Below are 22036 nucleotides of genomic sequence, written 5' to 3'. Positions count from 1 at the left end.
AGCTTGCAAATGGCTATTAATGATTTAGTGCAGACCATCGTTCAGGAAGTTTTAAGGCGGCTTCAAGGGGAGACAGACTCCCGGAAGGTGCTGATTCTTGCTCGTGAGGAAGATGCTACGGTTGGTTCAGTGTTGCAACAATTGGAACCGGGCGAAATGGCTGTTTTCTGGGATAAAAACAACGACAACCTTGTTCCCGCACGGACAATTATACCTTTACTATCCTGTAGCCAAATGGCAGATCTGGTTCAGGGGAGGGCAACCGGACCATTGTTGAAAAAAGCATTAGATCTTTTACTTGCAGGGAAAACTGTTGAGATCTTTGATTTTGAATACCTGAAATATGAAAAAACAGCGCCGGAACCTCTCTACCAATTGTATGTCTCCTACGAGGAGACCCTCCGGGGGTTTGGGTTACAACGGGTCGCAGCAGGCAAACAAACTGTTTCTCGCTTTAGCCGTCGCCTAGTGACCGAAAGGGACATCATCGAAGCGCACCAACAGGGGATATCAGTTTTACGTGTTTTACCTGATGCTCAATTGACTCCCCTTGCTCTAGATTGTGCCAGAGAAAGAGGGATTCAACTTCAAAAAACTGAAAGGTGACATAAATGATTATCGGCAATGTGGTTGGTAATGTGTGGGCGACCAGAAAGAATGATTCTTTGACTGGTCTGAAGTTAATGATTGTCCAGCGGCTGGATGTTTGCCGGGATGAAGAAAAAGAGAGTTTTGTTGCAGCAGATCTGGTTGGTGCAGGTATCGGAGAGCGAGTTCTAGTTGCGACTGGAAGTGCAGCACGTCAATCGGCTGAGATGCAGAACGCTTTGGTTGATGCGACTATTATCGGGATTATCGATGAGATTGATGTCCCAGGTGAAAACTGAAACTTCTAAAAACTCAGAGTTTGTTGCGAGGTAAAATATGGCAAAGCAGTTGGTTGGACGAGATAATGTCGAACAATTTATCTGTCACGAAGAGAAGAAGCTCTATGTCGGTAAAACGCTGATTCTGACCCCTGGGGCTAAGGATTATCTCCAGGAGAAAAGTATTGCTGTTGTCTACGGTGAAGCGACAGCAGTTGTAGAAAAATCGACACCAAAGTCTACAGATTCATCTGCATCAGATTTGAATAGCAGTATCCAGCAACTGTTGAAAAATGATTTTTCTATCACTGACAGTGCTCTTGTTACCGAGGTAACCCGGAAGGTTATGGAAAAACTAGAGAAACTTAAGTAATGGATCTCCGGGGCATGGACAAAGATCTGTTGCGTACAATAATCCGTGAGGTTATTGCTGAACAGAGCCAACTCGAAATAGCCCATTTTGAAAAAAAGGTTGATAAACAAAGTGGTGTGACAGCTGTTCGGGCTGCAGAGGTGAAACCAAAACCTTTTGATACTGGCAAAGAGGGTGACAAGGTTTTTCTGACTGATTTGTTTACTTTGGACGAAAGCCCTCGCTTGGGTTCCGGAATCATGGAAATGGAAAGCTCCTGTTTTGATTGGGTTCTCAAGTATGATGAAATTGATTATGTCATCGAGGGCAGACTTGAAATTATCATTGATGGTAGAAAAATTGTGGGTGAAGCTGGGGACGTAATTCTGATTCCCAAAGATACCGCTATTCAGTTCAGCGTCCCGGAGTTTGCTAGATTTTTGTATGTAACATATCCTGCAGACTGGGAAAATCAATAACGACATTTCGATATACAAGGTCTCAAATAAGATTCTTTTGTAACCTAAACTTGAGTCAGGAAACAGAGAATGAGTAAGCAGCTTGTCGAAAAAATAATGAGAGCCGGAGTTGTCGGGGCTGGCGGTGGTGGTTTTCCAACCCACATAAAAGCGCAATCCCAGGTGGAATATGTCCTGGTCAATGGTGCTGAATGTGAGCCTTTGATCCATAAAGATGTTGAGTTGATGACCCACCGGGCTGTAGATATACTTGATGGTCTGCGTTTGATGATGCAGGCCACTGGCGCAACACAAGGTATCGTAGGTATTAAAAAGAAAAATAGTCGGGCTGTGCAAATATTTAAAAATGCAGTTGAAGATACTGAGTATGAGGTGCTGGAACTTGGTGATTTTTATCCTGCTGGTGATGAGTATGAACTGGTTCAATTAGCAACTGGGAGATTGATTCCACCGGGTGGTATTCCTCTTGATGTTGGCTGTGTTGTCTCAAATGTTGAAACCTTATTAAATGTCAGCATGGCAGCTAGGGACGTTCCGGTGACGCACAAGTTTGTCAGTGTCGCTGGTCTGGTTCGAGAACCAAAATCATTCTGGGTGCCGATTGGGACGAGTTATAGGGAACTTCTGACGTTTGCTGGGGGGGCAACCCAGAGCGATTTTGTTATGCTCATCAGTGGGATTTTGATGGGTGGAATTACCACTGATCTGGATGACGTTGTCACAAAAACCTGTGCCGGTTTGATAGTTCTGCCAAGTGACCATTATCTGGTGTCTCGAAAAACCCGTACCCCTGAACAGATGAATCGTATTGGCAAGTCTGCTTGTGATCAATGCACCGCTTGCACTGAAATTTGTCCCCGTTACCTGCTTGGTTATGATGTCCAACCTCATAAGGTGATGCGTTCCCTTGGCTTTACCACAAGCGGGGCAGAGTACTGGAACAAATTTGCAACATATTGTTGTTCCTGTGGCCTCTGTACCCTTTATGCTTGTCCAGAAGACCTATTTCCTCGGGAAGCCTGTGAACAGGCGAAATTTTCTATGCGTGAGACTGGCAATTCATATCAGCAGGAAAAGGCCCCGAAGATACATTCGATGAAAAACTATCGCCGGGTTCCCACCAAATCTTTATTACGTCGGTTGCGGATTTCAAAATATGAAGTTCCAACTCCCTTTGTCGAAGGGTTTCCAGACCCCACAGAAGTGCGTGTCTTGCTGCAGCAGCATGCAGGGAAAGCGGCTATCCCAGTTGTTTCTGTTGGTGCTTCTGTCAAGATCTGTGATCTGATAGGAGAGCCTGACGGTAGTAGCCTTGGTGCCAGAATTCATGCCCCCATTTCTGGAAGAATTTTAGAGGTGACAGATAGTTATGTCCGCATCACCGCAAATGCTGTGGTTGAATCAGGAGGAGAATCCGTATGAATTCCATCGGCTTAGTTGAACTTTCCAGTATTGCTGCCGGTATGCAGTCTGCAGACATGATGCTAAAAACATCATCCATAGAACTGATTCTTTCACGCACGATTTGTTCTGGTAAGTATATGGTTTTAATTGGTGGCGATGTTGCGTCAGTTCAAGCTGCTATTAATGTCGTCAATGAGGACCTGGACGAGGCAATCATTGATACCTTTGTCATTCCGAATGTTCACCCAGATATTTTTCCAGCTTTGAGCGGCACAAATGCACCCCCTGAATTAGAAGCCTTGGGGATTTTGGAATCCTTTTCTGTTGCATCGCTTATTGAAGGTGCCGATGAGGCTTGTAAATCGGCAGATGTCAAATTAATTGAAATTCGCTTGGCTATGGCTTTAGGTGGTAAGGCTTTCTGCACCCTAACCGGAGACGTTGCGGCGGTGACCAGTGCTGTAGCTACTGGGGCGCAAAAAATTGGGGAAAAGGGGATGCTAGTTAACAAAGTCATTATCCCTAATGCTCGTCCTGAGTTGTTGAATGAAATGATCTAGAATAAACAAATTAGTTATTACTGAGGTTATTTGCTCATGGCGTTTGTAGGTTACATATTATGAATCTGGATACCCTGGGGCTGGTTGAAAGCCGTACCATTGCCGTTGGCATTTTTCTGGCGGACAAAATGGTGAAAGCTGCCGATGTCACATTAGTCAAAGCTTCAACTATCTGTGCCGGTCGCTATTTTATTCAGATTTCAGGAGATCGTTCTGCGGTAGAAACCGCAGTTGCTAGTGCTGAGGACTCGGACTATTCTTTGGTTGGTAGTTTCGTTATTTCCAATGTCCATCCAGATCTCCTGCTAGGAGTTGGTCGCTGTAGGGAAATAGCTGAAGGTGATGCAATAGGGGTAGTAGAGTGCAAAACCGTCTCGGCTGGAGTCATTGCCGCGGATCAAGCGCTTAAGAAAGCTTCTGTTCAACTTGCACGTTTGGTTGTTGGTCAGGGGATTTCCGGAAAGTCTTATTTTATTTTGAATGGTGAAATTGCTGAAGTTGAAGAGGCTGTCGCTGCAGCACGGCAGGTTCTTGATCGATATTTGTTGGAGACAGTTGTTCTTCCGGCTCCTGATGCTACAATAATAGAAGCCCTGACAAATAGGGCAAGGTGAGTGTCTAAACTCTTATGTTGAAGGGATAAACGCGAAACTCAAAAAAATCATACCCAATCAGTACAATCCGATTGGGTCGTAAAAATTATAAAAAAGGCAGAAAAACGTCGGTTTTACATGCATGATCCCCATTCGTTCCTATATGATTTTATGGCCATCTGCATTGTCAGATGTGGGAAATTTTATAGGAGCTTTTTTGTGTACAGTCTTTCAGGTGCTCAAATTAGAGGGTATTCCCCCCCCCAATCAATTGTCTTTACTAAGCCGCCTATAGAGCCAGATCAGAGCGCAATGGAATATTGATGAACGCGCTGGTGTTCTTCAGAAAACTCCTGAGCCTCAACTGACAGGGTTGCTATCGGGTATGCCAGCAGCCTTTTTAATCCGATTTCTTCACCTGACTCCAGGCAGTAACCGTATGAACCATCTTTCAGACGGTTGAGTGCCGCATTGATTTTAGCAATCGTTGTTTCAGTGCGGCGCCGAGTAAAATAATCCATGGTTTTGTCGTGCTCTTTTACACTTTGATCTATTACATCCCCACCTGACATATCAGTTGTGCGAATACGTTGCAGTGATGCCTGTCTTTCTGAATCAAGACGTTCCCGCCAATCAACCAATTTTGCGCGAAAAAATTCCTTTTGACGCAGATTCATATAACTTTCTTCATGATGCGGTTGGTAGCAATCTCGTTCAAGCTGCATAGGGTAACCCTCCTTTTGTTGAGAGCGTTTCTAGCGGGGAAATGTTAGGACTGTATTTTTAAAGTGTGAATATCTTGTTTGCGGCACATTAATGTCTCACCATTCCATCTTTTTCCATTCCTTAGCAGCAACTGTCAGCTGTCTAAATTCATATACTTCTAACGATGACCTAACTTGACCTGAACATGCCAGTCGCAGACTTCTCCCATCGCAAACAGCGCGATATCAGCAAATCGCAAAAGTCATGGCAGTTCAGATCGGAGCAGGATGTATCTCTCTGACGCCCATCAATTTTATAAAAACTTGGCTTTAAACAGTATGGATACGGTTATTGCCCCAACTTTTAGACAGGAAAATTTTCTATATGGACCATTTAAATGAAACCCAAATATGTACATCTATTGTGAATGATATGCCCCGCGAAAGCATCCGCGAGTTGCTGGAACTGGCAGAAACAGCCCCCATAAATATCATCAGTACACCAAAAGCCGGTTTAAGCATGATGCATGTTCTGGATGCTTTTGATAGCGAATTTCTCTTAGGGGAAGTCCTGGTTTCCAGTGCCGAAGTGACTCTGGATGGAAAACGGGGATTTGGCATGGTTACCGGAGATGAGCCGGAACGTTCCTTGGCCAGGGCCTGTGCCGAGGTGTTGTTAGCGGGGGATAATGAATTGCTGAAAAGTCGGGTGCAAAAGCTTCTAGCGTCTGAGCAACAGAATCTTCATGAGCAGCGCCGCTCCGAGGAAAAATTGATAGCTGGAACCAAGGTGTCTTTTGAGTTGATGGCGGGGCAGTAACATGGAATCTTCTCCGCAGCATTGTCTTGATAATCATGCGTGTTTTCGTCAGCTGATACAGGCAATGAGTCGTCCAGGAAAAATCTATCAGATGCCTGACGCTGTTGGAACGACATTTGTGACCAGTCTGCTACGTTTACTTGACGCCATCGTTGATCAGCAATCGAGTTGTCATCTGATCAATAACAATCCAGAACTGGAAGATAAAATTGCAACAAAGACAGGAGCGCAGTTTACTGACCCTCAAGCAGCAGATTTTCTTCTTGCTCTGTCGGGCAGTAGTCAAGGGAAAATCACGGTTGCTAAGCGTGGTCAACCTGAATTGCCAAATGCTGGAGCAACGATCCTGTTTGGTGTCGAACGACTGACCGCTGGTACCGAGAAAACCGGAACTAAACTGACCGGACCAGGAATTAAAGATGTCGTTTATCCACAAATTGAAGGCTGGGATGATGCTGATTTAAAACAACTGCAAACCATTAATGTTGTGTTCCCTTTGGGGATCGATAGCATATTCCTTGATCAGAACAGTCGCTTGATGTGCATCCCTCGTTCAACCCGAATCGGAGACAATTAATATGGCCTACGTTGCTGTCAAAGGTGGTCGTCAAGCGATTGAGAATGCCTGTGATTTGTTGAGTTATCAGTTACAGAAGGGAACCTCTAAACCGCTTGGGCTCGATCAAATAGAAGAACAGCTCTACCTGGGGATTGACAGAATTATGAGTGAAGCTGGTCTCTACGCTCCCAAACTTGCCGCCCTTGCTTTGAAACAGGCAGCTGGAGATAGTTTTGAAGCTTCTTTTATGTTGCGTGCGTACCGGGCTACAAAGTCCAGATTGTCGCATTCGCAGCCATTGGCGATGGATAAAATGAGGGTCATCCGCCGTATTTCTGCCGCTTTTAAGGAAATTCCTGGTGGGCAGATTCTAGGTCCAACCAGCGATTATACTTTGCGACTCCTGGACTTTGATCTCCTCGAAGACAGCGAATCTCGCCGACAAGCTTTTCGTGAAAAGCTGCTCAGTCACTTGGACCCCGAAGTTGAATTACCGGACAGTTTTCCAAAAGTTGTAGAAATCCTCCGTCGGGATGGCCTGCTGGTTGAGAAATCGACCATGGAAAAAGAATCGAAACCCTTTGACATCACCCGTCAATCCTTAACTTATCCCGCATCGCGTAGCGCAACCTTACAATCTCTTTCTCGTGGTGAAACCGGCGGTATGTTGACATTGGCGTATTCAAGTATGCGTGGTTACGGCAATGTGCATCCGTTTATTGGTGAACTCCGGGTCGGTTATGTCCCTTTGGTGGTTGCGCACCCGGAAACGGGCGAACCCTATACCGTTGGGGAAGTTAAGGTCACTGAAGCCGAAGCGGTTGCCCAGTATCATGATGGGACTGAGGATGGACCGGCTAAGTTTACCCTTGGGTACGGTCTTTGTTTTGGCCAGAACGAGCTCAAAGCGATTTCGATGGCTATTCTTGACCGGACCATGCGCAACGAAGAGGGGAAATCGCCGGTGGAAGATCAGGAATTTGTCCTGTCACATATTGATGGTATTGAGGCGATGGGTTTCTGCAACCATTGGAAACTTCCACACTATGTTGATTTCCAATCCAGCCTTGACCGGTTGCGCAGAACCCAAAAGGTTGGGGAACCGCAGGAGTCAGAATTATGAATTTGCAAGCATGGCGAACACAGCACCAAAGTGAATCCTTGCATGGCTATAACTTTGCTTTTCTCGATGATAGTGCCAAAAAAGAGATCCGCCGCAGTCTTCTTAAGGCCGTGGCCATTCCCGGTTATCAGGTTCCGTTCAGCTCTCAGGAAATGCCGGTCGCACGTGGGTGGGGAACGGGAGGCTTACAGATTACCCTTTCGCTGATTCTACCAGAGGATATCCTTAAAGTGATCGATCAGGGTTGTGACGACAGCGTCAATGCGGTGAATATCAAAAAGTTTGTCGCCAAGGTTGCTGAGGTAAATTCGACCACTGACACTCAAGCGGCAACATTGATCCAGACCCGCCATCGGATACCGGAAGAGCCCATGAGTGAAGGTCAGATTCTGGTTCTGCAGGTCCCTTACCCCGAGGCGCTGCGTGAGGTTGAACCCTCAGAGTTGGAAACCCGGCGGATGCATGCCGAGGGCGATTATGCCCGGATGTGGCTATACCTTTATGAAGATATTGTCCGCTATGGTGAAATCAGCATCAGCTACCGTTACCCGGTGACGGTAAATGACCATTATATTATGGATCCCAGCCCCATTCCTCGCTGGGATGTCCCCAAACTGCATATGTCGGAACACCTTTCCTTGTTCGGTGCTGGTCGGGAAAAAAGAATTTACGCCATCCCTCCGTATACCAGAGTTGAGCCGCTGGAATTTGAAGATCACAAGTTTCGTATTGAGCAGTTTCCGGTTGCTTGCAGCCGTTGTGGCAGCTGCAACAGTTATCTGGATGAAATTATCAGTGACGTTGATGGTAGCCGCCAATACTTCTGTTCTGATACCGATTATTGCGATAAGAGGTGTGCCTGATGGAAGCCCTGTTGAAAGCGAGGAGATTGAGTAAAATTTTTGGTCCTGGTTGCTCGCTGTGCAATGAATCCACCGGCCCCGATTTTGACACCAATGTCTGTCCGCATTGCCACTCAGTTGTCGCCTGTAATGCTGTTGACTTTGATCTTTACCCAGGAGAAGTGCTGGGTATCGTGGGTGAAAGTGGCTCCGGGAAAAGTACCTTGATCAAGCTGGCTCATTTTGAGTGGTCCGCAACCGATGGCGAGATGACTCTGCATCGTTCGGGGTTACCAGCGGCTTTGGCAGAGCTGCTGGCAGATAAGGCAGATCAATATACCTGTAATCTGTTCGGGTTGAGTCAGTTTCAGCAACGTCAGGTACGTAATGCTCTGATGGGAATTGTCTATCAGAACCCCTTGCTCGGGTTGCGGATGAATGTCAGTTCTGGTGGCAATATTGCTGAACGGTTGCTTGGGGCCGGTTGGCGTCACATCGGTAAGATGTGCGACCGCGCTTCCGAGCTGCTGGAAAAAACTGAAATCCCCATCTCAAGAATGGATGAACCTCCCAAAAACTTCAGTGGGGGGATGCAACAGCGGGTGCAGATCGCCAAGGCGCTGTCCAACAATCCTCTGCTTCTGTTGTTAGATGAAGTGACCACCGGTCTGGATCTATCGGTGCAGGCTCGGGTTCTGGATCTGATCAGGAGTTTACAGCGTGAGTTTCAGCTCTCCATGCTGGTCGTCTCCCATGATCTTGGAGTGATTAACTTGTTGTGTAACCGCACCATGGTGATGAAACACGGACGGGTAGTTGAATCGGGACTGACTGATCAGATTTTACAGGATCCACAACATGGCTATACCCAACTTCTTGTCGCCTCGCAACTTTAGATAGGGAAACACGACCATGCTCAGAGTTGAAAACCTGCAAAAAAACTTTAATGTTAAAATCCTGGGAGATAAACACATTCCTGGTTGTCATGATATCTCATTCCAACTCAAAGCAGGACAATTTGTGTCCCTGTCCGGACCAAGCGGAGCCGGGAAAAGTACGATTCTTAAATGTATTTATCGAACCTATTTACCGGGTTCCGGTCATATCTGGTATGACTCCGCCAACTATGGAGTGGTGGATCTGGCGACAGTTTCAGAACGTATCCTGCTCGATATTCGCAATCGGGAAATGGCTTATGTTTCGCAGTTTCTCAATGTCATTCCCAGAGTCTCGGCACTCGATCTGGTGATGGAACCGATTCTGACCCGCAATGGGGTTTCTTACCAAGAAGCGCGGGAACGAGCTTGTCACTTGTTGCAACGACTCCAAATCCCCGAGGAGCTTTTCGAGGCTTATCCGGCCACTTTCAGCGGCGGAGAGCAGCAACGGGTCAATATCGCCCGGGCGGTCAGTTGGAAACCGCGCCTGTTACTGCTCGATGAACCGACAGCGTCCCTGGATGTCAAGTCGATCGATAGAGTTCTTGAGCTGCTGACGGAATTGCGTCAGCAAGGAACAACAATGGTGGGCATCTTTCATGATCCGGAGATTATGAAAAAAACGGCTAGCCATATCTATCCCCTTCAATGAGGACCAGATCATGCCCGCTCTTTATCAAATCATCAATGTTAAAGTCGTGACCCCGGATGCAATTCTGGAAGACGCCACCGTCACCGTGACAGACGGCGTGATCAGTCATATTGCCCAAGGTTTGGAGAACACCAGTCATCCCTTTATCGATGCTCAGGGACAGTACCTGTTGCCTGGTTTTATTGATCTCCATTGTGATGCCGTAGAAAAAGGGATTGAGCCGCGTCCGGGAACTTTTTTCCCGATCAATGTCGCTCTTTATGAGTTGGATAAAAACTTGGCTTCCTGTGGCGTCACAACCATGTATCACTCTTTGTCGTTCGCTGAAAATGAGGTTGGGGTCCGCTCTAATCTGATGGCTTCATCTGTTCTGCGGTCCATTAATGACATGCAGGATAATTTTCGCATTAAAACCAAAGTTCACACCCGGTTTGAAGTCACCGATCATGCTGCGGTCCCAGTACTCAAACAATTTATCGGTGATAACCGGATCGATCTATTTTCATTCATGGACCATTCTCCAGGGCAAGGTCAGTTTAAAACCATCTCATCTTTCAAAGAATATTTCGGTCCGGTATATAAAAAAACTGATGCCGAAATGAACGCATTGATAACCGCAAAACTGCAGTCACGCGAAAGTGAATCTCAACATTATCTCAATGAATTACTGTCTCTCTGCCGTGAACACCAGGTCTCTGTCGCATCCCACGATGATGATACGCCGGAGAAAATCAGCTGGCTGAAAGAGCGTCAGATTTCTCTCTCTGAATTTCCGATTAATCTGGAGACAGCTCAGGCGGCAAAATATCAAGGGGTGAAGACCTTGCTGGGGGCTCCGAATATCGTTCGAGGGAGCTCACAGTCCAAAAATCTCAGTGCCCGTGAAGCTATTGCTCAGGGCTGTGGCGATATCCTTTGTTCGGATTACGCGCCACTGACCTTAGTGCATGCCGTGTTTATGTTAAACCATCTTGGCTTAAAAACTCTTCCCGAAGCGGTCAGAATGACAAGTCTGAATCCGGCTCTGGCAATTGGCATGGAGACCCAGACCGGTTCGATAACAATCGGCAAAGACGCTGATCTGGTCTTGGTGGCAAATGGCGAAGACTTTCCCCGCATCAGCAGAACCTTTGTCAAAGGTCAGGAGGTATTTAGATCATGTTGAAAATTGGTAGCAATATCAGTGAAGTCCGTATTGATGGCAAGCTTGAGCATTTACGCAGAGATCTGGACGCATTTCAGGAATTTGGTTTGACTGCTGCGGAAATTGGTGTTCACGGGACAGATGTTATCCGTCATGGAAAGCTCGATTCGGGGAGGCTTTTGGCCATCCAGACAATTCTTAATCAGTATCCATTCGCCTACAGTGTTCATGCCCCCAATCCTCTCAACCTTATGGATGAGGAAGATTTTGATTTACATGTTGACGTGATGCGTTCCAGTCTTGAATTCACACAAGCTATCGGGGCTGAAATCATGGTTTACCATCCGGGCCGCTTTCAAGCAGAAGAGAGTTTCGGTCCGCTGGGAAAGGTGGTGCGCCCAGAGGATCAATGTCAAAGACTCCTGGATCTTGAAGCTGAGATTATCCTGAGTTTTGCTTCTGAGTTTCCAGATCAGGTCATCGCCATGGAAAATGCTAGACCTTACCGTTATCATTCTCCCTATTGTTATGCCGAGACCATTTCTGCTTTGAAGGAACAGGTCGAAAGGATTAACCGAAAAAACGTTGCGATTACTCTGGATTTTGGTCACCTGCATATGGCTTCAAAGTTTTACGGTTTTGAGGAAGTCGCAGCCGTCACCCAAATCGCTGGTTTGATTCGGCACTGTCACGTTCATGACAATTTTGGTGGTTCCGTCTATCACACCGACAAGCAACAAACACATCAAATTCCCCTTGGTAAAGGGGATTCACACATGCCGATAGGGTGGGGAGATATCGATTTCGATGAACTATTCTCCTGCTTTATGAGGCACTATCAAGGTCTGCTGATCACCGAACTGCGCGGACGATATTTCGAGTCCACAGGAGAGTCTGCCACTACTCTTCTCGGGATTGCTGAAAGAGCGCAAGCTGCCTGAATAGTATAATGGTTCTGAATAGATAGAAATCGTATAACGTGCGGCCCTCCCTAAGAATCAAATCTAAATTGCATTCATGGGGCGGGGGAGGCTGATTGCAATAATATTTTGACTTTTCGGCTGGCAAATATTGAAAGGTAGGTGCGGATCTGAGCATCAGAGATCATGGGTTTCAGAGCTTGTAAATAACTTGTTTTTATGTACTGCTGTTTTTCGGGATGTTCTTCACACAGCTGTCGGATTGCCTCTTCATGCTGTTTTCTCTCAAGTTCATTTTTAAACAAGATTGTCATCATCAGAGTTTATCTCTCTATATAAAAATTCTTTGGAAGATTACTATTGTCCCGTTTTTGTGGGTTGTTGGGCAATGACCACCTGGTTCCGTCCAGCTAATTTAGCTTGATATAATGCTTGATCAGCAGCACAGATAACATGGTCGGGCAGCGTATTTTTCCTCCGTGAAGCGAGACAGCAAACGCCACAACTGATACTTAAAAATTGGCCGATATCTGATCCTTGGTGGGCAATTTTCAACCCATAAACCATCTGGCGCATTCTTTCTGCCAGCGCATAAGCTCCCTCTTCTGAGGTGTCTGGCAGAATGATTAAGAATTCTTCTCCTCCATAACGGGCAACCATATCTGCCGGTCGATGGGCTTCATTATCCAGACACCTGGCGACGCGAAGCAACACTTCATCTCCCGATTGATGTCCGTAAGTGTCATTATAATTTTTAAAAAAATCGATATCAATCAAGATTATTGCCAACGAAGTTTGCTTACGGATCGCACGTTGCCACTCGCTGCTCAAATATTCATCCATATGGCGTCGATTTGGTATTCCTGTCAGACCATCAAGGCGTGCTAATTTTTCTGCAGCGAGGGTTGATTGTTCCAATTTTTCCCGTAATAAGTTGGAATGACTGATCTCGGCTTGTAATTTTTTTACCGTGGCAGAAAATATCCGAGCGTGAGCGCGGAAAAGCTCGTGAATATCGACAATAAAGTAAACTTCAGATTGGATCACCACCAATGGTTCTCCCATCATTTCAGCAGGTCGCTTTAGGCTGTTTTCAACTGCGGTACCAATGTAGGTTTCTGCGGGCAACATCATTGGTGCGGAATCAAACTGTCTGGCTAACTTCTTGATTTTTCGTTGGTTAAAAAGATCTTTACTATAAGGTTGGTTCATGATTTCACGAAACTTGGTTCGAGAAATCATCGAATGAAAGTTCTTTTTGTCAAACAGTAAAACCCCGGGGAGTTCAGGCGTGTCGTCAAAGGCTCGGGAAATTTCATAACAGGAAGCACTCAATTGTAGTGAGACCGCGTGCAGCGGTAATGATGACAAAGGACTGTTGTACCGCAATCGGTTATGATTCGTTATCACGTCCATGATCCTATCCCGTTGAGAATTAAAAAAATCAGGAAAACTTTTGTTTGGTCTGTGAAAACTGTTCTTCACATTGCAGGAAAGCGGCGACGATCATTGGGTCAAAATGACTCCCGGAATCATTGATAATGATCTCTATGGTTTGTTGATGGGTGTACGCCACTTTATAAGGTCTGATGCTGGTCAAGGCATCATAGACGTCGGCCAATGCGACGATTCGTGCTGCCAACGGAATTTTCTCAGCTGTCAGCCCTTTAGGGTAACCGCTGCCGTCATATTTTTCATGATGATATAGGGCGATTTCAGCTCCCATTTGTAAGTAATCGGTATTGGGGTATTTCTCTAATGCATCATGCAAGGTGTTGTAGCCAATTTGACAATGTTCTTTCATCGCATCATGTTCTGATTCCGTGAGACGACCTGGTTTCAAGAGGATCGCATCGGCAATCCCAACTTTGCCAATGTCGTGGAGTGGGCTGGTGAGAAAAATGTTTTCAACAAACATTTTGTTAATTCGCAAAGGGTTGTCAGGGAGGGTCGCAAGCTGTTCGGCGAGTAATTTAGAAAAATATCTGATATGTTCAAGATGATTTCCAGTTTCTGTATCACGAGTTTCCGCTAATTTTGCCAAGGAAAATATGACAATATCCTTGGTCTGAAACATGCGACTACGTTGACCTGCACGAATCCTGACTGCTAATTCTTCAATGACATAGGGTTTGGAGATAAAGTCATCGGCTCCAGCTTCGATTGCTGTGACAATATCTGAGGTTTCATGCTTTGTCGTCACCATGAGAATATAGGTGTACTGGCTCCCTTCAGCAGCCCGAATTTTTTGACATAACTCAATCCCCGTCAAGTGAGGCATGACCCAATCGGAAATGATCAGTTCCGGACGTTCATTTTCCCAGAGTTCATAAGCTTCCAGGCCATCCTCAGCGATTAAAAGTTCATACCCGAGGGAACCGATAATTTTCTCCAGTTTCCGGCGGCTGACGAATTCATCTTCACAGATTAAAATTTTCATTAAACCTCTCGTTGCCAGCTAGTTTTATTCATGCTGATGTACTGTTTAAAGTTTTGAACGTCGTTCTTAAGTTCCAGAAAACAGGTCTTGCATTCAATGAGATCCTCATGTCGACCCGCTTTTTCCAGCATTGCCGCTGTTTGAGCAATACGGGTCGCACAGAGATTGTAAGATCCCCCTTTGATGCTGTGTGCTTCCATCCAGATCATCGTTAAATCTTCATCCTTAATCGCCTGCTCAATTATTGGCAACTGGTGTTCAAGATTGGCTACAAAGCCGTCGATAACCTCCTGCAGAAAATCCTGATCTTCAAGAAAGGCCTGCAATGCCTTGCCATAATTAAATACTGAAAAGTCTTCCTGGGGCGTCCTTTTATTTACGCATAAATCAGCTGAAACATCGGTCTCACCAAATAGCCATTGATCGATTTTCTGGATAAAACTTTCTTTGCGGATTGGTTTGGAAATATAGTCATCCATAGCAGAAGCGAGGCATTTGTCTCTGTAGCCGGTTGAAGCGTGCGCTGTCATGGCCAAAATCGGAGTACGTTGCCCTGTTGAGCTTTCCAATGCTCTAATTAATTTTGTCGCTTCATGACCATCCATCTCCGGCATTTGAATATCCATCAGAATTAAATCGTAATGTCGTTGTTGGACGGCTGTTACCGCCTGCTGACCATTTTCTGCGATGTCCACTTTGTAACCGGCATTGATCAAATAACGTAAAGCAATCTGTTGGTTTGTTGGATAATCTTCCGCGAGCAGAATCATTTTACCGGCTCGCTTCATGGTTGAATTTTTCAAGGGGACGTTCACTGCTTTGGGACGTTCTGATTCATTGAGGAGATTGAACACCGATTGCAATAAGCGCCTCAGATCATCTTTTCTCACCGGTTTACGTAGCAGTCCTTGAATCTCCAGACATTGAGACGTTTCCAGGTAATTGGCGGTATGGTGAGATGAAAGCATGATGATGGGCAGTTGTTTAAAAAGCTGTTCAGTCGATGATCGCAAATTTTCAACAAACTGTTGCCCATTCAAATCAGGCATATTGTAATCCGTTAAAATCAGATCTACATTGCTATGTAGAGAAAGGTGAGCCAGGCTGACTGCAGCATCTGAAGAGAGTTGGACCTCGCAACCATAGCTTTCAAGATAACGATCGAGGATAAGTCGACTGGTTGAATTGTCGTCGATGACCAGAACTTTTTTCCCCTTCAAGTCGATATCTGGCTGTTTACTCTTATTTTCCGGGGCTCGATTAAACGGGATGGTAAACCAGAATGTGCTCCCTTTTCCCAATTCGCTATTTAACCCGATTTCGCCCCCCATCAGTTCAACCAGCTGCTTCGCAATGGTTGTTCCCAGTCCGGTCCCACCATATTTTCTTGTCGTTGATCCATCTGCTTGAGTGAAGCTTTCGAAAATCAGCTGCCGTTTCTCTGCTGCTATGCCAATCCCCGTATCCTGAACAGAAAATTTGATTATGGTCTGTTCTTTTGTATGCTGAACTTGTTCTGCGAAAATGAAGATTTGTCCCTTACTGGTGAATTTAAGAGCATTATTACCGAGGTTAGTCAGGATTTGCTGCAGGCGTCCCGGATCGCCAATAAGTGTTTGTGGCAGCTCTGGTGGAATATATGAAAAAGCTTCAAGGCCCTTTTGCGGAATTCTCAAAGCCAGGTTTTCAGTCACTTGTTCAATGACAGTCCGGGGGTTGAAAGGGATCAACTCGAAATCCATTTTTCCGGCTTCAATCTTTGATAGGTCGAGAATTTCATTGATGATCCGCAACAATGAGTCGGCCTCTACTTGAAGTGTTTGACAAATGCGCTCTTGATCTGTCGTCATTCTTAACTCGGATAACAGTTGGGCCATGCCAATCACACCGTTGAGCGGGGTTCTGATTTCGTGACTCATATTGGCAATAAATTCGGACTTCATCCGATTGGCCTGTACCGCAGCGGATCTGGACTGCTTTAACTCTTCTGCGATCAAGTCTTTTTCGTTGATTTCCCTGAGTAAGCTATTTTTGGAAACAGATGTCTCCTGCAATGTCTCAAGCATGAAATTGATATTCCGACTGAGCTCACCGATTTCGTTTGATGAGTGATCATTAAAGCGGTAATCCAGTGAAAAATTCGGTTCAAGTTGTCCTGACGAAAGATCTGTATCCTGAAGTTTATGAATAGCTAAACTGGTTTTTTTCAGCCAATTATTCAGTAAGGTGATTTTTCGTGTGCCGAGATACCAGAACAGGAAGATCGCTGTGGTGATCAAGGCAATCAGATTTACCACGGTAAACATCACCATATTATTCTGGAACTGTTGGATGGTTTTGTTGCGTTGGTCAACTTTTCCATGGATAAATTGAGTTTGTAATGCACGTTGTTGAAAAAATTGATCCTGTTGCTTTTTGGCATCAAGGAACCGTTTTTCCTGCTGTTTAACCGCAGCGGGACTTAATCCTGTCCGCATCGCACGATCGAAATAGCTATAGGCTTCACTAAGATCAAAAAAGACAATAAACAATCCCGTTGCGGGCTTTTTTCCCTGAAATGGAATAAGGCTGACAACCACATCCTTGTTTTTGAGCCGATCCTCAAACCAGTCAGATTGAAACCGTTGCTGGGCATCTTTGGCATAGTGGTAAAAATCAGCTGAAACCGTATTGTTTGGTACGAGTTGATCCAAGGGCTGAATGCCATCCCAATAAATGACTTTTAGTGCCGATTGATGGAGAATTTGCTTTAAACGGGCGATAATTTGCTCAGGTGTTGTCCCCGGAGGAAATGATGGGTCTTGCACTAATCGTTCGGATAACGAAGACGCCAAAAAAAATGCTGCGCCGCGAATCTCGTATGCTTTTTGCTTCAGTGTGTCACGTATGGCTTCAGTTTCTTTTTCAGTGTCCGAACTTATAAGCTGCGCCATGTAACTGTTATTCTGCTCTGTCACATGGTAAAGCTGCTGCTCAAGGTTTTTGATGTCTTGATTGATCGTAGTGCGAATATTTGCAGAGATCTCATCAATCAACTTAAAGTTTTTGTCAAAAGTCTTAAAACTGACAGCCAGCCCCATGATTAAAAAGGGTAAAGTCGCTACGAAAACCTGTAAGATAATCCGTTTGTTGAGAGGGGATAATAGTTTCCTGATATTCAATTTTGAAAATCTCCATCACCCCCAATGATATGTTTTTGTCGAAGGATTATTTGAAGTCCAGGACGGTCCCGCGCTCGATGACCTGACGGAAGCGATGGCGTTCTTTCTCTGGCATAATAACGAGCCCCAACTTAGCGAGATAACCATTCGGGCCCCAGGCCGTTTCACTGGCAAACATCAAGAGATATTGCTCTAGCCCTGGAACCTTGCCGAAGCGCCCCTTTTTAACGTAGATATAGAGGGCTCTGGATAGCGGATAGTCTCCTGAGGCAATCGTTTGAACGGTTGGTGCCGTCCCCTCAATAAGGGAGCCCTGCAGGTTGTCTGTGTCCCGGGCAAGAAAGTTATAACCGAAGATTCCGGTTGCCTGTGGAGAGACCTCAAGGTTCTTGACAACCAGATTGTCACGTTCTCCCGCCTCGACAAAATAACCGTCGTTTCTGAGCGTGCGACAGATTTGCTGAAATTTGTGTTTGTCCCGTTTTTTTATTGCTTTGATCCAAGCAAACTGTTGACAGCCTTTTTCTAATGCCAGTTCCGAAAAAGCGTCACGGGTGCCGGACGTCGGTGGTGGCCCTAAAACTTCGATCTTCTGATCAGGTAAATTGGGGTTGATCTGGTGCCAATTGACATAGGGATTAATTACTAATCGCTCTTCACCGGTGGGTGCCGGAACGTTTCTGGCTAATGCGAGGTAGAGATCTCTGATTGAGAGTTGTAAGTTTGGAACTTTCGTGGAGTTAGCAATGACAATACCATCATAGCCAATCTTGACCTCGATAATATCCTTAATTCCGTTACTCTGGCATAAGTCATATTCAGAGCGCTGAATCCGGCGTGAGGCATTGGCAATGTCTGGATATTCATCCCCGTCTCCCTGACAAAACGTCTTTAACCCACCACCCGTACCCGTTGGAACGATATCTGGATGGGGATAACCAGAGTTTTCACTGAAAACGGTAGTGACTACCTGAGCAAATGGGTAGACAGTCGATGAACCGACAATTTTTATCCGCTCTCTGGCATGAGATGGAGTGATCAGGCTTATGGCTATAAAAATCGGCAAGCACATTTTTAAAAGCGACATGAGATGTTCCTGTAGCAAGAATTAACTTCAGCAATCGTTATGCACCTGTGTTTAAGCTTTTATCGTAAAATATCTTATTTTGAACGCTCGTTAGGGGGTGAAACACTGTCAAACGACAAATCTGGATTTTGCATGTGGATAGTAATCGCAGAAATATTAGCTGAATATTAGGAGGGTATATTTATTTAAAAATACTCAGGAAACTGAATTGACTTGCGACCAGATTTTATTTTCGTACCCATTCTTGGTGCGAACTTTAAGCAACCCGTTCTCCTGCACACCAAACTTTTCGCACGACCGGAAGACCGTCAATGAGTGACACCTGAATTAAATCGGCCCTTTTTCCAACGGCAATTTCACCACGATCTGTCAATTCAGCCATCTCTGCAACATTTGCCGAAACCATGGCAATGGTTTGTGGCAGGGGAATATTCAGTTTCTCAGCCAGATAAAAAGCGGAATGGAGCAGACTTGCCGGAACATAATCAGAGGAGAGTCCATCAAGAAGGTTGAGATTTGCCAGATCCAAAGCAGAGACGTTTCCTGAATGAGAACCTCCACGGACTACGTTTGGAGCACCCATGACCACCGACATATCATATTTTTGGGCCGTTCTTGCTGCAGCCAAAGAGGTTGGGAATTCAGCGATAGTGATTCCCGCCTGAGATGAGGCTCGGGTATCAGAAATTGTTGTATCATCATGGGAGGCCAACGGAATCTGCCGTTCTTGCGCAAAATTAATCGCCAGACTCCGGTTGATATCTGCATATTTGTCTTGTAGTTCCAGCCGTTCTTGCCGGACTTCTTCCGCTTGCTGATCGGTCCAGCGTTTGTCCCGATGATAGAGTCGCCACTTTCCAAGGTCGGTCCATTGTCTTTGTCCGGGGGTATGATCCATCACTGAGATCAGTTTGACCAGCGGATGTTTGCCATACCGTGGCAGCAGCTTTTCAATATTCGGGTCCGCAACTTCGCAGCGCAGATGCAAGGCGTGGTCTGCTTTGAACAGTTGTTGTTCCTGTCCCTGACATATCGCTGCAAAGGATTCATCAAAAATGCGGGTATCCAGCCCCCCCTTGCGCAATCCACCAATCGCCAGAGCATCCAGAACTGTTGTAATCCCCGAGCCTATGATCTGATGATCATGGGCCATGGCCGCGGCCAGAATCGATGGCCACAAAACTCCCGGTCTGGGCTGGATATTTTTTTCCAGATTGTCTGTATGTATCTCTACCAATCCTGGCAACAGAAAATCATGGTTTAAGTCGATCTCTGCATAGTCGGTTTGGGGTGAATTTTCAGCGACGGTGCAAATTCGGCCTCCTGCTGTTGTCAGATGGCTGTCAATAACCTGCTCCCGAGTGACGATTTTGGCATTGATAAAATGTAGATTTGGCATCTTAAATCAAAATTTTCCGTAGGCGTGAGGAGAGCATATCAATCAAACTGACTGAGATGACCATAACAATGATAATCGTCGCAGCCCGGTCATATTGAAAGGCCCGAAACGATTCATAGAAAGTAAAACCAATACCACCGGCACCAACAATTCCCAGAACTGTTGCTGAACGGACCAGAGTTTCAAAGCGATAAAGAGTCAAACTGCTCCAGAGGGGAAGGACCTGAGGGATGACCCCGTAAATGATCTCATGCAGATAACCTCCGCCGCTGGAACGGATCCCTTCGACGGGACGCATATCAATAGATTCAACCGCTTCGGAAAACAATTTACTGATAACACCGAGATTGTGTACGCATAACGCCATGACCCCTGCCATGGGGCCCAAACCGACCGCAGCTACAAAAAGTATAGCAAAAACCAGTTCATTGATTGCGCGTGCCGAATCCATTAAGCGCCGGGTCGGGAAAACAATCCAGGCGGGAGCAACGTTATTTGATGACAGTAAGGAAAAAAAGACCCCGGCAATAACCGACAAAAATGTTCCCCAGAGCGCCATATAGATAGTCTCCAACATCTTCTGGATAAACATCACCAGATCAGTAAAATCCGGGTGTAGAAAGTCTTTTAGAAAAATCATCATATTGCCTGCGTCGGTAAACAGCATCGGCCAGTTGTTTATTTCAGCAGGGTAATATGAAGCACCTAGCAGTACCGCCAGAACAAGTGCACTTACGGTATTAGCGACTGTTTTCGACCAGCGCGGTTGCAGCTGTTTTTCCACCGCGGGAGAAAGCTGTAAGTTGGGATTATCCATAAATCACCTGTCGTTTTCTGATTTATTTAAAAAGCACCTGCCAGGAAAGAACCTTTCTCCTTCTCAGCAGGTGCCTTCTGGAACGGGGCGTACCTCATCAGCGTACACCCCGGAATTTTCTCAACGGCGGTTGGCCGTTAATATCCACCCTGGCCAACAATGTCAGCAGTTTTTTTCAGCTGAGCCAGCTCTGCTTCCGCTTTCTTGATCCCCTCTTTGTCACCATTCCTCTCCGCTTTGAGCTTCTTTTTGAACGCTTCAATTTGACGGACGTCAAGCAGCTGAGCATCTGAGGACGCAAGGAAGGGCCCCCAACCATCTGAAGTATTGGCAAGGATGTCACGTTCTTTCTTGACTTTTTCTGGACTACCAAAGCGGCCAAACTGAATAAAGAAATAAAGAATTTTTTGTTTCAACTCTTCCGGTAAATCCTTACGCCAAACCATCGGGTCCGACGGAATTAAAGGTGAGCGCCAGATTTCTTTGATTTTTCCAGCCATTTTGGGGTTGGTTTTAGGAATGCGATCATACAAAGTTTCTGTGTTATTGGTTGCGACATCAACTTTTCCGGTTGCTACGGCGATGGCATTCCCCTGGTGATTCGAGCTGACCACCCGCTTGAAACATTCTTCTGGGGTTTTGTTGTTCAGAGCCCAGACATAATAACCGGGGATGGCAAAGCCTGAAGTTGAGTTGGGATCTCCATTACCAAAAGTTTTGCTGCCGTCGCACTTGAGGACATCTTCCAGAGAGTTAAGACCCGAATCCTTGTTGGTAATCAGCAACGAGTAATAACCACGCTCACCGCTATCTTTAATGGTCTGGGCAAAAACTTCGCCATTGGCACGATCAACGGCCTGGATCGCTGATTTATTACCAAACCACCCAATGTCAACTTTTTTAAACCTCATTCCTTCGATAATGCCGGCATAGTCTGAGGCAAAAAACATTTTTACCGGGACGCCGAGTGATTTTTCCATCTCTTTGACCAACGGACCAAAACTGTCTTCCAGGGTGGTGGTGGATTCTGTTGCGATAATGCCAAAATTGAGCTGTTTCGGCATTCCGTTTGCGGCCAGGGCAGAACCACACACCATCAAGATTAATAAAAATGTTAGGGCCAACTTTTTCAACATGTTCTTATTCTCCTTTTGAGGGTTGTTGGATGTAAAATTG

At 45.7% G+C, this 22036-nt stretch carries 24 protein-coding genes; 15 read left to right on the top strand and 9 right to left on the bottom strand.

What is annotated here, in order from left to right:
- Positions 1–9 precede the first annotated feature (9 nt).
- The 7 genes from BLU87_RS08560 (at position 10) to BLU87_RS08530 (ending at position 4275) form a co-directional block, all read left to right on the top strand.
- The gene (locus tag BLU87_RS08560; RefSeq protein ID WP_092346795.1) at positions 10–606 is read left to right on the top strand and encodes a hypothetical protein; all 597 of its coding nucleotides are present in this window, start codon (positions 10–12) and stop codon (positions 604–606) included.
- A 5-nt stretch (positions 607–611) separates the two neighbouring features.
- The gene (locus BLU87_RS08555) at positions 612–887 is read left to right on the top strand and encodes a EutN/CcmL family microcompartment protein (protein WP_092346792.1); all 276 of its coding nucleotides are present in this window, start codon (positions 612–614) and stop codon (positions 885–887) included.
- A 37-nt stretch (positions 888–924) separates the two neighbouring features.
- Positions 925–1239: a hypothetical protein gene (locus BLU87_RS08550; RefSeq protein WP_092346789.1), complete on the top strand. Its 315-nt coding sequence runs from the start codon at positions 925–927 to the stop codon at positions 1237–1239.
- 14 nt (positions 1240–1253) lie between these two features.
- Positions 1254–1697: a cupin domain-containing protein gene (locus BLU87_RS08545; RefSeq protein WP_217637463.1), complete on the top strand. Its 444-nt coding sequence runs from the start codon at positions 1254–1256 to the stop codon at positions 1695–1697.
- Between the two features lie 69 nt (positions 1698–1766).
- Positions 1767–3119 carry a 4Fe-4S dicluster domain-containing protein gene (locus BLU87_RS08540; RefSeq protein ID WP_092346785.1) on the top strand — a complete coding sequence of 451 codons (1353 nt, stop codon included), beginning with the start codon at positions 1767–1769 and terminating at the stop codon, positions 3117–3119.
- The gene (locus BLU87_RS08535) at positions 3116–3661 is read left to right on the top strand and encodes a BMC domain-containing protein (protein ID WP_092346782.1); all 546 of its coding nucleotides are present in this window, start codon (positions 3116–3118) and stop codon (positions 3659–3661) included. The genes BLU87_RS08540 and BLU87_RS08535 overlap by 4 nt, the downstream gene beginning before the upstream one ends.
- A 59-nt stretch (positions 3662–3720) precedes the next feature.
- Positions 3721–4275, top strand: coding sequence for a BMC domain-containing protein (locus tag BLU87_RS08530; RefSeq protein ID WP_217637462.1), 555 nt, complete (start codon positions 3721–3723; stop codon positions 4273–4275).
- Between the two features lie 281 nt (positions 4276–4556).
- Here BLU87_RS08530 and BLU87_RS08525 read toward each other — a convergent pair whose 3' ends face one another.
- The gene (locus BLU87_RS08525; RefSeq protein ID WP_092346779.1) at positions 4557–4979 is read right to left on the bottom strand and encodes a TraR/DksA family transcriptional regulator; all 423 of its coding nucleotides are present in this window, start codon (positions 4977–4979) and stop codon (positions 4557–4559) included.
- 364 nt (positions 4980–5343) lie between these two features.
- Here BLU87_RS08525 and BLU87_RS08520 point away from each other — a divergent pair, with 364 nt between their 5' ends.
- From BLU87_RS08520 to BLU87_RS08485, 8 genes are read left to right on the top strand one after another with little or no spacing between them, the layout of a single operon-like run.
- Positions 5344–5778 (top strand): phosphonate C-P lyase system protein PhnG, encoded by a 435-nt coding sequence (locus BLU87_RS08520; protein ID WP_092346776.1) that lies wholly within the window; start codon positions 5344–5346, stop codon positions 5776–5778.
- 1 nt (position 5779) lies between these two features.
- Positions 5780–6355, top strand: a complete 576-nt coding sequence (phnH, locus tag BLU87_RS08515; protein WP_092346773.1) for a phosphonate C-P lyase system protein PhnH — start codon at positions 5780–5782, stop codon at positions 6353–6355.
- 1 nt (position 6356) lies between these two features.
- Entirely contained in the window at positions 6357–7460 is a 1104-nt protein-coding gene (locus BLU87_RS08510; protein ID WP_092346771.1) for a carbon-phosphorus lyase complex subunit PhnI, read from the top strand.
- Positions 7457–8323, top strand: coding sequence for an alpha-D-ribose 1-methylphosphonate 5-phosphate C-P-lyase PhnJ (locus BLU87_RS08505; protein ID WP_092346768.1), 867 nt, complete (start codon positions 7457–7459; stop codon positions 8321–8323). Before BLU87_RS08510 ends, BLU87_RS08505 begins: the two co-directional genes overlap by 4 nt.
- Entirely contained in the window at positions 8323–9198 is an 876-nt protein-coding gene (locus BLU87_RS08500) for an ATP-binding cassette domain-containing protein (protein WP_092346765.1), read from the top strand. The genes BLU87_RS08505 and BLU87_RS08500 overlap by 1 nt, the downstream gene beginning before the upstream one ends.
- Before the next feature lie 16 nt (positions 9199–9214).
- A complete protein-coding gene (gene phnL, locus BLU87_RS08495; protein ID WP_092346762.1) occupies positions 9215–9892 on the top strand; it encodes a phosphonate C-P lyase system protein PhnL in 678 nt (225 codons plus the stop codon).
- 10 nt (positions 9893–9902) lie between these two features.
- Complete coding sequence (gene phnM, locus BLU87_RS08490) at positions 9903–11057, top strand: phosphonate metabolism protein PhnM (protein WP_092346759.1); 1155 nt, start codon at positions 9903–9905, stop codon at positions 11055–11057.
- Positions 11051–11977, top strand: a complete 927-nt coding sequence (locus BLU87_RS08485) for a sugar phosphate isomerase/epimerase family protein (protein ID WP_092346756.1) — start codon at positions 11051–11053, stop codon at positions 11975–11977. Before phnM ends, BLU87_RS08485 begins: the two co-directional genes overlap by 7 nt.
- A gap of 74 nt (positions 11978–12051) precedes the next feature.
- Here the strand turns inward: BLU87_RS08485 and BLU87_RS08480 are convergent, their stop codons facing one another.
- From BLU87_RS08480 to phnD, 8 genes are all read right to left on the bottom strand, one after another.
- Positions 12052–12273, bottom strand: a complete 222-nt coding sequence (locus tag BLU87_RS08480) for a hypothetical protein (RefSeq protein WP_092346753.1) — start codon at positions 12271–12273, stop codon at positions 12052–12054.
- 40 nt (positions 12274–12313) lie between these two features.
- Entirely contained in the window at positions 12314–13372 is a 1059-nt protein-coding gene (locus BLU87_RS08475) for a diguanylate cyclase (protein ID WP_092346750.1), read from the bottom strand.
- Positions 13373–13400: 28 nt separating this feature from the next.
- A complete protein-coding gene (locus tag BLU87_RS08470; protein WP_092346747.1) occupies positions 13401–14396 on the bottom strand; it encodes an HD domain-containing phosphohydrolase in 996 nt (331 codons plus the stop codon).
- Positions 14396–17557, bottom strand: a complete 3162-nt coding sequence (locus BLU87_RS08465) for a response regulator (RefSeq protein WP_092346744.1) — start codon at positions 17555–17557, stop codon at positions 14396–14398. Before BLU87_RS08465 ends, BLU87_RS08470 begins: the two co-directional genes overlap by 1 nt.
- A 46-nt stretch (positions 17558–17603) precedes the next feature.
- On the bottom strand, positions 17604–18644 hold the full coding sequence (locus BLU87_RS08460; protein WP_092346741.1) for a substrate-binding domain-containing protein: 1041 nt from the start codon (positions 18642–18644) through the stop codon (positions 17604–17606).
- Positions 18645–18900: 256 nt separating this feature from the next.
- Positions 18901–20043 carry an alpha-D-ribose 1-methylphosphonate 5-triphosphate diphosphatase gene (locus BLU87_RS08455; protein ID WP_092346739.1) on the bottom strand — a complete coding sequence of 381 codons (1143 nt, stop codon included), beginning with the start codon at positions 20041–20043 and terminating at the stop codon, positions 18901–18903.
- A 1-nt stretch (position 20044) separates the two neighbouring features.
- Positions 20045–20860: a phosphonate ABC transporter, permease protein PhnE gene (phnE, locus tag BLU87_RS08450; RefSeq protein WP_092346736.1), complete on the bottom strand. Its 816-nt coding sequence runs from the start codon at positions 20858–20860 to the stop codon at positions 20045–20047.
- Between the two features lie 137 nt (positions 20861–20997).
- Positions 20998–21996: a phosphonate ABC transporter substrate-binding protein gene (gene phnD, locus BLU87_RS08445; RefSeq protein ID WP_092346733.1), complete on the bottom strand. Its 999-nt coding sequence runs from the start codon at positions 21994–21996 to the stop codon at positions 20998–21000.
- Between the last annotated feature and the right edge of the window lie 40 nt (positions 21997–22036).

This window comes from Desulfuromusa kysingii (genome assembly GCF_900107645.1).
Classification (GTDB): Bacteria; Desulfobacterota; Desulfuromonadia; order Desulfuromonadales; family Geopsychrobacteraceae; genus Desulfuromusa; species Desulfuromusa kysingii.
This window is presented reverse-complemented; position numbering and strand designations above follow the sequence as displayed.

Bases quoted from the DNA above. Each gene is read 5' to 3' on its own strand.
- BLU87_RS08560 (WP_092346795.1), top strand. From the start codon at position 10: ATGGCTATTAATGATTTAGTGCAGACCATCGTTCAGGAAGTTTTAAGG.
- BLU87_RS08555 (WP_092346792.1), top strand. From the start codon at position 612: ATGATTATCGGCAATGTGGTTGGTAATGTGTGGGCGACCAGAAAGAAT.
- BLU87_RS08550 (WP_092346789.1), top strand. From the start codon at position 925: ATGGCAAAGCAGTTGGTTGGACGAGATAATGTCGAACAATTTATCTGT.
- BLU87_RS08545 (WP_217637463.1), top strand. From the start codon at position 1,254: ATGGACAAAGATCTGTTGCGTACAATAATCCGTGAGGTTATTGCTGAA.
- BLU87_RS08540 (WP_092346785.1), top strand. From the start codon at position 1,767: ATGAGTAAGCAGCTTGTCGAAAAAATAATGAGAGCCGGAGTTGTCGGG.
- BLU87_RS08535 (WP_092346782.1), top strand. From the start codon at position 3,116: ATGAATTCCATCGGCTTAGTTGAACTTTCCAGTATTGCTGCCGGTATG.
- BLU87_RS08530 (WP_217637462.1), top strand. From the start codon at position 3,721: ATGAATCTGGATACCCTGGGGCTGGTTGAAAGCCGTACCATTGCCGTT.
- BLU87_RS08525 (WP_092346779.1), bottom strand. From the start codon at position 4,979: ATGCAGCTTGAACGAGATTGCTACCAACCGCATCATGAAGAAAGTTAT.
- BLU87_RS08520 (WP_092346776.1), top strand. From the start codon at position 5,344: ATGGACCATTTAAATGAAACCCAAATATGTACATCTATTGTGAATGAT.
- phnH (WP_092346773.1), top strand. From the start codon at position 5,780: ATGGAATCTTCTCCGCAGCATTGTCTTGATAATCATGCGTGTTTTCGT.
- BLU87_RS08510 (WP_092346771.1), top strand. From the start codon at position 6,357: ATGGCCTACGTTGCTGTCAAAGGTGGTCGTCAAGCGATTGAGAATGCC.
- BLU87_RS08505 (WP_092346768.1), top strand. From the start codon at position 7,457: ATGAATTTGCAAGCATGGCGAACACAGCACCAAAGTGAATCCTTGCAT.
- BLU87_RS08500 (WP_092346765.1), top strand. From the start codon at position 8,323: ATGGAAGCCCTGTTGAAAGCGAGGAGATTGAGTAAAATTTTTGGTCCT.
- phnL (WP_092346762.1), top strand. From the start codon at position 9,215: ATGCTCAGAGTTGAAAACCTGCAAAAAAACTTTAATGTTAAAATCCTG.
- phnM (WP_092346759.1), top strand. From the start codon at position 9,903: ATGCCCGCTCTTTATCAAATCATCAATGTTAAAGTCGTGACCCCGGAT.
- BLU87_RS08485 (WP_092346756.1), top strand. From the start codon at position 11,051: ATGTTGAAAATTGGTAGCAATATCAGTGAAGTCCGTATTGATGGCAAG.
- BLU87_RS08480 (WP_092346753.1), bottom strand. From the start codon at position 12,273: ATGATGACAATCTTGTTTAAAAATGAACTTGAGAGAAAACAGCATGAA.
- BLU87_RS08475 (WP_092346750.1), bottom strand. From the start codon at position 13,372: ATGGACGTGATAACGAATCATAACCGATTGCGGTACAACAGTCCTTTG.
- BLU87_RS08470 (WP_092346747.1), bottom strand. From the start codon at position 14,396: ATGAAAATTTTAATCTGTGAAGATGAATTCGTCAGCCGCCGGAAACTG.
- BLU87_RS08460 (WP_092346741.1), bottom strand. From the start codon at position 18,644: ATGTCGCTTTTAAAAATGTGCTTGCCGATTTTTATAGCCATAAGCCTG.
- BLU87_RS08455 (WP_092346739.1), bottom strand. From the start codon at position 20,043: ATGCCAAATCTACATTTTATCAATGCCAAAATCGTCACTCGGGAGCAG.
- phnE (WP_092346736.1), bottom strand. From the start codon at position 20,860: ATGGATAATCCCAACTTACAGCTTTCTCCCGCGGTGGAAAAACAGCTG.
- phnD (WP_092346733.1), bottom strand. From the start codon at position 21,996: ATGTTGAAAAAGTTGGCCCTAACATTTTTATTAATCTTGATGGTGTGT.